The organism is Aeromonas sp. Prich7-2 (genome assembly GCF_017939255.1).
GTDB classification, from domain to species: Bacteria; Pseudomonadota; Gammaproteobacteria; order Enterobacterales; family Aeromonadaceae; genus Aeromonas; species Aeromonas caviae.
This window is the reverse complement of record NZ_JAGKRI010000053.1, coordinates 39637-48816: the sequence shown is the minus strand read 5'-3', so window position 1 is coordinate 48816 and position 9180 is coordinate 39637. Positions and strand designations below refer to the sequence as shown.

Sequence of the window (9180 nt, the reverse complement as noted above, 5' to 3'; positions counted from 1 at the left end):
CTAAGAAGTTGCTTGAGGTACTGGGTTGCATTGATAATAGTCATGGCTTCGGGTGTGTCGGTTTTTTTTTGCGATTAAATCAGATCACAAACGAAGCCTTTTTTCTATCTATTTCAATTGGTTGTAGCTAAAGATCCTGTACATGAGGCGGCCCTGATCTTGACTAATCCCTGTCGGTCGAGGTCAGGACGGCTAAGTTAGAATCTAATTGCCACTGCCGGATCTGCTGGGCTGAGAACAGAATGATGGCCAGTCGGTGGAATAGAATCCTGAGGCTGTGGGAGGAATAGCGGCTGATCCCACGCTCGGTGCGTTTGTCCTCCTGGGCATGGCGAAGAAACAGTAGGCCTATCCCTTCCGGAAACTGTGCCTCCTTTTTCAGTTGCTCCCGATTTATTAACAGCTCTGGATTGCAATTCCATCCGACAAGTCGCTTGCTTTTTGGGAATTGCAATAGCAAATGCCAGCGCTTCCAAGGGAACAGTTGGCTGACTACCGCCATGAAGCGCTGAAAGTCAGCATTTTGGGTAAAGCGGATGCCTGCCCGGGAACTGTTGCAGTTCAGCAGACAGTATTGGATGGCCCAGCGAAGCTCTTTTTTTTGGTCCGCCATCTTGTTCATGGCCTGACAGCCGCTCAGTGCCCGGGCGACATCCTTCTGCTCTTCGATTCCTACCGGTTCTGCAGGTAGCAACTGGTGGCGGCGGCTCTTGGGAAACAACCGGGATGTGCCTTTGCTGGTTGTTAGTTCCCGCAGGGCGATGGCTGAATCATGCCAGCTCTTTATCTGTTGCTGGGACAGATGATAGAAATAGGCGGTTTCACAATAGTCATAGCCTGCTTGGATGCGCTCCAATACGGCAAGGGACTTAACGTAGTGACTGGCGCTCGAGGGTCGTTGGGGGGTGGGTTGGGCGCTGTTTTGGACCACTGGCAGAGGCGCCATATAACGGTCAAGTCGTTTCCTTGTGTATGTGAGCATACGGTCTGGGGTAATGTTGCCCTGCTTGCCGAGAGTCATTATCCGGTGCGGTCGTAGTCCCAGCAGTGCTATGGCTGCATTTGTTGTAAAAACCTTGCGGCTACTGGCTAGATGGCAGCCCAGCAGCAGGTCGGTGAAATGACAATAGGTGCTAAGAGTGATGGCAGGGCTACTGTGACCGGCAAATGTGGCCAGAGCAGAGTAGCGATCTCTCAATCGCCCCCGTCCTGCGATGAGATGCAGAAGGTTTTCCCGTTGGGTGGAGGAATATGGCAGTAATGCTTGTGACGGTGGTGGCAGGTCGACAACATCATGATGGAGCAGCAGTTGCAGGCGGGACAGAGCGCTGTGTCGCAAGTGGTATAGCCGGTAGTAAAGGCCACCGCTGAGGTCGGCCAGCACCGTCTTGACCATCAGGGATAGTTGTTTCATATCCATCGCCTCATGGGGATATCCCTTGGTATGGAACAGCAATTCCGACATGCTCTTTGCCTGAAGGCGGCGCTCTCCGATATAACGTCTGACCAGTGGTTCTTCATCTTCGGTAAGCAAGGGATAGAGCGGCACCTTGCGCAGCGCGGCATCCGTCTTGTTGTGACCGTGCTTATTCTCTCGGACAAACAGCCAGCCAATGGGTGAAGGTTCAACATCCCGAAGGCGCAACTTTGCCAGCTCACCAGGACGTAATCCGGTGCGGTAGGCCATGATGAGGATGCTTTTGAGCATTTCGCAATGCAGATCATCTATGTCGGAAAACTGTTCCACTTGATGCAACAGACCGGCAAACAGTGGCTCGTCGACTATGGCTGCACTGACGTGGGGCACCAGGAGTGACCCTTCGCTCAAGGGATCGGGGAGTGGCGCAAAATAGAATTGCTGGACGGCAAACTGATGCATGTCTTCGAGGCGACCAGCCTGATAGTCCCGAGATTTCAGGCTGCGGGGGCGATTGAGGATTGATTGGTACAGTTCGAAAAAATCCTCTCCCGTGTAGGTATCAAGCTGTTCTGGTTGTGCGGTTGCCAACCAGTCAGCCCCCACAGTGTCTAAATAGACTTTGGCAGTTGAGATGGCATTGTCCCGATCATTTAGGTGGGATAGGAGCCATCTCACCAGTACCTGTTCGTTTAGTGTCAGCTCCTGATCATTCAGTGCCGACAGTTCGGTAATGATTGCCTTTTTCCCCTTGCGCCTTGCCGGGTCTGTCTTGAACACCTCCCTCAGTCGGTTGAGCAGAAAGGGATTGCCTTTGCGAGCTTGGGTCGTGGCGGAATTGGGATTGCTCTGCTGTAAAAAGGCGATGGGCTGAAAACGAGCATATTGCGTCTCGCTACAGGGTGATAGGCCTGAAGACAGTAGGCGACGCCAGTATGGGGTAGGCAAGGACGCGCTGGGCTGCCGACCGATGGCATATTCCACCAATACTTGGGGCAATGTGATACCGGGCTGGCTTTCGGCGACGGTGATGCCGCCGTGGCATAAGGCCCGACGGCTGCAATCCATACCTAGCTCGGTACTCATCAACTCAAGACATCGAGCCTCGCTGGCCGGCGGCTGCCAGTTGGCTGGACGATGGCGCAGAAATTGGCGCAGCAGAGCAAGGCTGATGGGATCGGGAACAAAATGGACCTCTGAAATGGGAACCCGGCCGGGCTGCGCTTCCGATTCTTGATAAAGATTACTGGCGAAGCTAGGGCTCGGGGGAGGAAGGAGCGTCAGCCAGCAGTAGTTACTTTCGCCCTGAAGTGGCCTGCTAGTCGTCAGTGCCATGCCCAAGGCTGGCCATAATGGCGGACGGTTTAATCCGCCATAGAAAATACAACTGAGCAGTAATTGGGCGAACAAGCGATCGGGATCGTTGACGGGATTCGTGAGGCGATTGAACCAGGCGTGTTCGCTACCAGCAATCAGAGTGGAGTGTTGTTGCCAAGTCAGTGTCCGCAGTGGCCGGTTGCGTCGTAATGTAATATAGGAAGGCGGTGGTGTGAGGTTCCAGAATTCGTCTTGGTTGCCCTTTTCAATCTGGGCGCAGATGAACGAGTAGGCGAAGCGATAGGCGCTTTCGCTTTTCAGCGTACTGCGCAGCTGGCTATCTATCGTTGGCCATTTTTTCTCAAACTGGCTGGTTTTTGGTGGTTCATCCAGCATTTCTGGTAGATGTTGCCGAAAGATATCCATTGCGGCTTTCAGGGTCCGCTCATCGTCTTTTTGACGGTTAGCCTCACGCAGCTCACGCCCCATTTGCTGTGACAAGGCTATACGGCTGCTAGGTAGGATCAGTGGGTTTGCCATCCAGGTAGCGCCTTGATTTGGTGATAGTTCATGATTTGTTCAATCTGGTTGGCGATCTGATCAAGAAACCGGCGTGAAAGCCCACTATGCCGACCCAATGCCTCTTCCCCAATTTCCTCATGTCCCATCCAGCCATCTATCTGCTCAGGGGCGACGCCCAACTGTTTCAACTCACTGCGCAGGTGGTGCCGGGGCCAGTTTCTCGGGAAGGGTAATTTTTTGCCATATAGGCTTCTGAGCAAGCTGGGACATAAATCAGCCGGGGCTGCTTCCATCTCAAATGGGGTCGAAATCGCAAACAATAAGTTGGCTGAGCCGGCTAAAGCCGTTTCGCAACGCTCACTAATTTTGGGAGCAACAAACCGGGTTCGTTGTTCCAAAGCGCGCAAGTGCTGCAAATACAGTTCCACTTGGCGGGCGGCTGTTATGGGCAGGACCACGGTTCTGGCTGCCAAACCGTGCCGGACTTCCTTGTCACTAATCCACCAGGTTTGGGTATAGGGGTTATAGTCACTGAGTTGTCCCATGGGCGCGGTGACATCGCGATGGCCCGTTACAAAGGTAAGCAGTGCGCAAACATAGGCTACATAGCGATTGTGATAGGTAATGATGCCATCGAGACTGTTTGAGATCTTTATTGCTGGTGGCGGGGATAGAAAATCAAACAGGTTGTGCAGGACATGTTTTGGCAAGACTAGCCGGCTGCCGAGCCGATTGTTGGTCAGGTGTAAAGTCGGAAGTCCTGGATCAATTTCTGCCATTCTAAACACCGCATCGATATAGTCGCGGTGATGCTCAATAATCAGGTCTGCATCTAGGCTGCTATAACTGAGTGCTGGTCGACTCTTAGGTAGTTCCCCTCGGATCAGGGCGATTTCTGCCCTATCCAATCCCTGATTCAGATACCAATGCTCCAGAAAACGAGATATGCGCCCCAGCGTGAGGCGGGTCTGATGGCGATCGTTAATGCCACTGATAATGGCGTTGAGCTTATCGGTGTCTAGAGATGAGCATGTTATTTTTTGCCCTTTGAGCGCAGCAGGTAAAGGAGAGATGAGGCGCTCATGGACACTTGGCAGGAGCGTATTACAATCAGGGGACTGTTTGCTGGCAGGTACTGAATGGGTCAAGCACAGACAAGGATGTTGTTTGAACTCCTGCATTAGTTTGGTCGCGTTATTGCTGGTTAGCTGTTCAGGAGATCGCCCACTCAGCAGTGACAATAATAAAATCGCAGCAGATTCTTGGTTGGAGCCATCAGATAGAAGGCCAACTGCTTCGACAACCAGATGCTGGATATCCCATTCGCTGGCCTGCTCAAAACTGCAGGATAGTGATAGTTGTCGGATACTGAGTTGTTCGGCCAGGCGCTTGCTCTGCCGGACGCGAAGTTCCATGGCTTTGTGGGGACTTGATGGCTCCTTGATGTTGATGACTTTTCCTGAGCGGATGTCCAGATTTTCATCCACTTCATCCAACTCGGCATTGGTGTGGATACGCGAGATTGTCAATTCTGATACGGTGAGGTCTGTGTCGTCGGTGGGCGCCTGCCGCGTTAGCTTGAGTTTTTCTGGCTGAGAGGGGGTGAATGTTACGCTTCGATCACGATCACGATCACGATCACGATCACGATCATGTTTACGTTTTCGTGTGCGCGTGATCCCCTCGCTCCACTTACATGCATTATTAATGGCTATATAGAGGAAACTGAGCCCCCGTTGTAGCAACGCAGATGATGGGTTGTTCTGATTCCGCAATTTATCGAGTGCAGAAGTCAGTGCTCCGAGGTTGTGCAAGACGTCTTTAGGCAGGTCTGGCAGCAACGCCAGCAGGGGCAGATGTTCACTGTCTGTGGATATCAAGCGGATCTCACGCAACGCATTCTGAATGGCGGAGTCATGAATGCCTATGATATGCAGTTTTAAACAACTCAGGATGATGACCACTTGATAACGGCAATATTTTTCATACTCATCCGTAGTCGCAAACTTGTTGGTAGGTACGCAGATGGCGGCAGCAACGGCGCAATCAGTCATCAAATTTTTATCTTTCAGATATGAGTAAACATTCACTTTGCCTTTATTGGCCTGATTGTTTTGCTTGGTATGCACCAGTGCTGCCCATTTATTCAAGACTCGACCATGGTAGGCTAAAATCCCTAGAGAGCCCCAACCGTTAGCCGGGAGTTGGGCGAGCAGATCTCTCAACCGCATAAAGAGCGCCACCAATATAAATTTTGGCAGCTTATTTGGCAGGTCAGTCCGAGCAATTACCTTGATGAGGCGCTTGCGTCTGTTTTTGCGCTCTTGTGGTTTAACGTGCGGGGGCGGTCTCATCATCAGGGTTCCAAGGTCTGGCCAAAATGGCCAGAGGGGAGACAGCCTCTTCAGGCTCGGTTGTGGGCCTTAGACGCTTCCGTTGCTGTACCAACGTGCCACGGCTCAATCCTGTCCAAAGACATAGTTCGTTGTCAGACATTCTCATTTTGCCAAACAGCGAATACGACAAGGGCTCTGGTAGCCATTTTTGTAGGCTGTCTCGCAGTGTGGCTATTTCATTCGCATTCACAGAAAACACCAGCAATTGCAGCACAGAAAGCCAAGCGGCTTTCTCAATCTCCTCACTGGAGATGTTGATGGATTCATCATCATGGATTAGCACAGTGCCAGTTGGCGGTTGGCCATTTGGCCAATAGCGGGCGGGCCAGAGTGGGGCATAGAACTGAAACGAGATAGGAATTCTCCTACCCGTTCTACCTTCTTTTTCTGTTCCCTTTTTGTACTGCATCACACCTTGTATGTGCTGAGTCAGCAGAGCATTAGTGAAAGTGAAGGGGAGGGCACTCCAGTCGATCAGGCGGGGGTAGTTTTCTAGCCACTCATAGGCGGCTCGGGCCGACGGATGGAGGCTGATGTTTAGACCGGGCTTAGCGAACGAAATGGAGGGCACAGAGTACCTCAATACGGCAGGTCAGATGAAAAATTATCCTACCAGCGGTTTGAAAGCGATCAACTATTGATCGTGAAATATGCTAATTTTTGTGACCGTGACCAAGTCATTGTGCTAGATGCCCCTTCATCGTTAGACCGAGCGTCATACAAAAAATAATATTAAAATCAATTAATTGACAATGTGTGACTATGGGGTTAATTCAGATAGTTTAGCTGGCACGGCCTGTCACGCCGGGGGTCGCGGGTTCGAGTCCCGTCCGCTCCGCCACTACTTAAGAAGCCCAGTCGAAAGACTGGGCTTTTTTTCGTTTCCGACACAGCACTCATTTTCCCTCACATCAACACCGCCATCATCCGAACATCGCCCCTGAGAGAGGTTGCCGCTATAATGGCCGCCCTTAAGCAAGGTGGTGGTATGAAAGCAGAATATCTACAGCGGTTCGGGGGCATTGCCCGTCTATATGGTCAGAGCGCGCTCGGCTCCTTCAGTCAGGCCAAGGTCTGCGTGGTGGGGATAGGCGGCGTCGGCTCCTGGGCGGCGGAGGCGCTGGCCCGTGCCGGCATCAACCAGATCACCCTGATCGACATGGATGACATCTGCATCACCAACACCAATCGCCAGATCCACGCCATGCAGGGCACGGTCGGCCGCCTCAAGACCGAAGTGATGGCGGAGCGGATCCGTGCCATCAACCCGGATTGTGAGGTGATCGAGGTGGATGACTTCATCACCGCCGACAACTTGGCCGAGCATATCAAGCGGGAGTTTGACTATGTGGTGGATGCCATCGATTCGGTTAAGGCCAAGGTGGCGCTGATTGCCTTCTGCAAGCGCAACAAGATACCCGTGATCGTGGCCGGTGGCGCCGGCGGGCAGATGGACCCGACCCGGATCACCGTGGCGGATCTGGCCAAGACCATCCAGGATCCGCTGGCGGCCAAGGTACGCTCTGACTTACGCCGGTTGCATAACTTCAGCAAGAATCCGGCGCGCAAGTTCGGGGTGGAGTGCGTGTTCTCAACCGAGCAGCTGAGCTACCCCGATGGCCAGGGTGGCACCTGTCAGGCCAAGGCGGCCAGTGACGGCAACATGAAGATGGATTGCGCCTCCGGTTTCGGGGCTGTGACGCCGGTGACGGCAACGTTTGGATTGGTCGCAGCTTCCCGGGTATTGAAGAAGATTGCCGAGCGGGGCGCCCGCGCCGAGAAAGAGATCGGGAATGAAGAAGCAGGGTCGATTGGCGAAGCCTAATCGACCACTGAACAAGGCGGGTTAGACTGCTTGTTCCCGGATCGCCAGCACGATCGCCCTGAGCCCGTTACCCCGCGACGGGCTCAAGTGTTTCTCCAGCCCCAGTTCGGTGAAATAGTCCTCCATGTCGAAGGAGTGGATCGTCGCTGCGGGTTGGTGGTTGAGTGCGGCCAGCACGATGACGATAAGGCCGCGCACGATGCGGGCGTCGGAGTCGCAGGCAAAGTGCCAGTTGCCATCCTCACTCTTTTCACCCTTCAACCAGGCCTGGCTCTCGCACCCTTTCAGTCGGTTCTCTTCCTGTTGCCACTCTGTTGGCATGGCGGGCAGCAGCTTGCCGAGCTGGATGATGAGGCGGTACTGGTTCTCCCAGCCGTTTGCAGCGGCAAACTGCTGGCGGATGCTGTTGGCGTCGGGCTCAAGGCCGATCCGGGTATAGGTTGCGAGGCTGTTCATTGGGGGTCTGCCTTAGAAAAAGTCACTGAGTTTGTGCAGGGCTGCCAGCAGGGCGTCGACATCGTCGCGGTTGTTGTAACAGGCCAGCGAGGCGCGCAAGGTGCCGCCGATGCCGAGCGATTCCATCAACGGCATGGCGCAGTGGTGGCCGACCCGCAGCGCTATGCCCTGCATGTCGAGCAGGGTGGCCGCATCCTGCGGGTGGATCTCGTCCAGCAGGAAGGAGACGGCGCCGGCACGCTGGCCGGGCTCGCCGACCAGGCGCAGGCCGGGCACCTGTTGCAGTCCGGCCACCAGATGGTCGGTGAGTGCCTGCTCGTGGCGCACCAGGGCGGCCCTGTCTTGCGTGGTGACAAAGTCGATGGCGGCAGCCAGGCCTATGGCACCGGCGATGTGCGGGGTGCCTGCCTCGAATTTGAAGGGCAGGGTGTTGAAGGTGGTGCCGCTGAAGCTGACCCTGTCGATCATCTCGCCGCCGGCCTGCCAGGGGGGCATCCGCTCCAATAGCTCAGTGCGGCCCCACAGCACGCCGATGCCGGTCGGGCCATAGAGCTTGTGACCGGAGAAGGCGTAGAAGTCGCAGCCGATGGCCTGCACATCCACCTCGAAGTGGGCCACTGCCTGGGCGCCGTCGATGAGGGTCAGGGCGCCGACCGCCTTGGCCGCCGCCACCATCTCTTTGACTGGATTGACGGTGCCAAGGGCATTGGAGACGTGGGCCACACTCACCAGTCGGGTACGTGGTCCCAGCAGGGCGTGATAGGCGGCCAGATCGAGATCGCCCCGCTCATCGAGGGGGATGACCCGGATCACCGCACCGGTGCGTTGGGCGACCAGCTGCCAGGGGACGATGTTGGCGTGGTGCTCCAAGGTGCTGAGCACGACTTCATCCCCCGCCCTCAGCTCGCTCATTCCCCAGCTCTGGGCCACCAGATTGATAGCCTCCGTGGTGCCGCGGGTCCAGATCACTTCGTAGCTGCGAGGGGCATTGATAAAGCGGGCAACCGTCTCGCGGGCGGCCTCGAAGGCACGGGTGGCCCGGCCGCTCAGGGCATGGGCGGCGCGGTGCACGTTGGCATTGTCGGCCCGATAATAGTGCGCGATGGCATCCAGCACCACCTGGGGTTTCTGGGTGGTGGCGGCATTGTCCAGATAGACCAGAGGGTGGCCGTTGACCTCTTGTGCCAAGGCCGGAAACTGGCTGCGCAGCCGGGCGTGCTGTTGCTGGTTCATGCTCCCCTCATATC

The 9180-nt window shown here is 55.0% G+C and carries 6 protein-coding genes; 1 reads left to right on the top strand and 5 read right to left on the bottom strand.

All coding sequences use genetic code 11. The features are described from left to right. Window positions 1-163 precede the first annotated feature (163 nt). The 3 genes from J9892_RS10750 to J9892_RS10740 are packed head-to-tail and all read right to left on the bottom strand — an operon-like array spanning window position 164 to window position 6223. On the bottom strand, window positions 164-3274 hold the full coding sequence (locus J9892_RS10750) for a tyrosine-type recombinase/integrase (protein ID WP_053288875.1): 3111 nt from the start codon (window positions 3272-3274) through the stop codon (window positions 164-166). Next, window positions 3259-5613: a hypothetical protein gene (locus tag J9892_RS10745; protein WP_210538308.1), complete on the bottom strand. Its 2355-nt coding sequence runs from the start codon at window positions 5611-5613 to the stop codon at window positions 3259-3261. The genes J9892_RS10750 and J9892_RS10745 overlap by 16 nt, the downstream gene beginning before the upstream one ends. Further along, entirely contained in the window at window positions 5588-6223 is a 636-nt protein-coding gene (locus tag J9892_RS10740; RefSeq protein WP_053288873.1) for a hypothetical protein, read from the bottom strand. Before J9892_RS10740 ends, J9892_RS10745 begins: the two co-directional genes overlap by 26 nt. A 417-nt stretch (window positions 6224-6640) precedes the next feature. On the opposite strand from J9892_RS10740, the gene tcdA reads away from it, so the two are divergent. Next, window positions 6641-7477 carry a tRNA cyclic N6-threonylcarbamoyladenosine(37) synthase TcdA gene (tcdA, locus tag J9892_RS10735; RefSeq protein ID WP_210538307.1) on the top strand — a complete coding sequence of 279 codons (837 nt, stop codon included), beginning with the start codon at window positions 6641-6643 and terminating at the stop codon, window positions 7475-7477. A gap of 21 nt (window positions 7478-7498) precedes the next feature. On the opposite strand, the gene J9892_RS10730 is transcribed toward tcdA, so the two are convergent. Beyond that, on the bottom strand, window positions 7499-7933 hold the full coding sequence (locus J9892_RS10730; protein WP_210538306.1) for a SufE family protein: 435 nt from the start codon (window positions 7931-7933) through the stop codon (window positions 7499-7501). A gap of 12 nt (window positions 7934-7945) precedes the next feature. After that, window positions 7946-9166: a cysteine desulfurase gene (locus J9892_RS10725; RefSeq protein ID WP_210538305.1), complete on the bottom strand. Its 1221-nt coding sequence runs from the start codon at window positions 9164-9166 to the stop codon at window positions 7946-7948. Between the last annotated feature and the right edge of the window lie 14 nt (window positions 9167-9180).

Excerpts from the sequence above, each read along its gene's own strand:
- J9892_RS10750 (WP_053288875.1), bottom strand. The coding sequence starts at position 3,274 with ATGGCAAACCCACTGATCCTACCTAGCAGCCGTATAGCCTTGTCACAG.
- J9892_RS10745 (WP_210538308.1), bottom strand. The coding sequence starts at position 5,613 with ATGATGAGACCGCCCCCGCACGTTAAACCACAAGAGCGCAAAAACAGA.
- tcdA (WP_210538307.1), top strand. The coding sequence starts at position 6,641 with ATGAAAGCAGAATATCTACAGCGGTTCGGGGGCATTGCCCGTCTATAT.
- J9892_RS10730 (WP_210538306.1), bottom strand. The coding sequence starts at position 7,933 with ATGAACAGCCTCGCAACCTATACCCGGATCGGCCTTGAGCCCGACGCC.
- J9892_RS10725 (WP_210538305.1), bottom strand. The coding sequence starts at position 9,166 with ATGAACCAGCAACAGCACGCCCGGCTGCGCAGCCAGTTTCCGGCCTTG.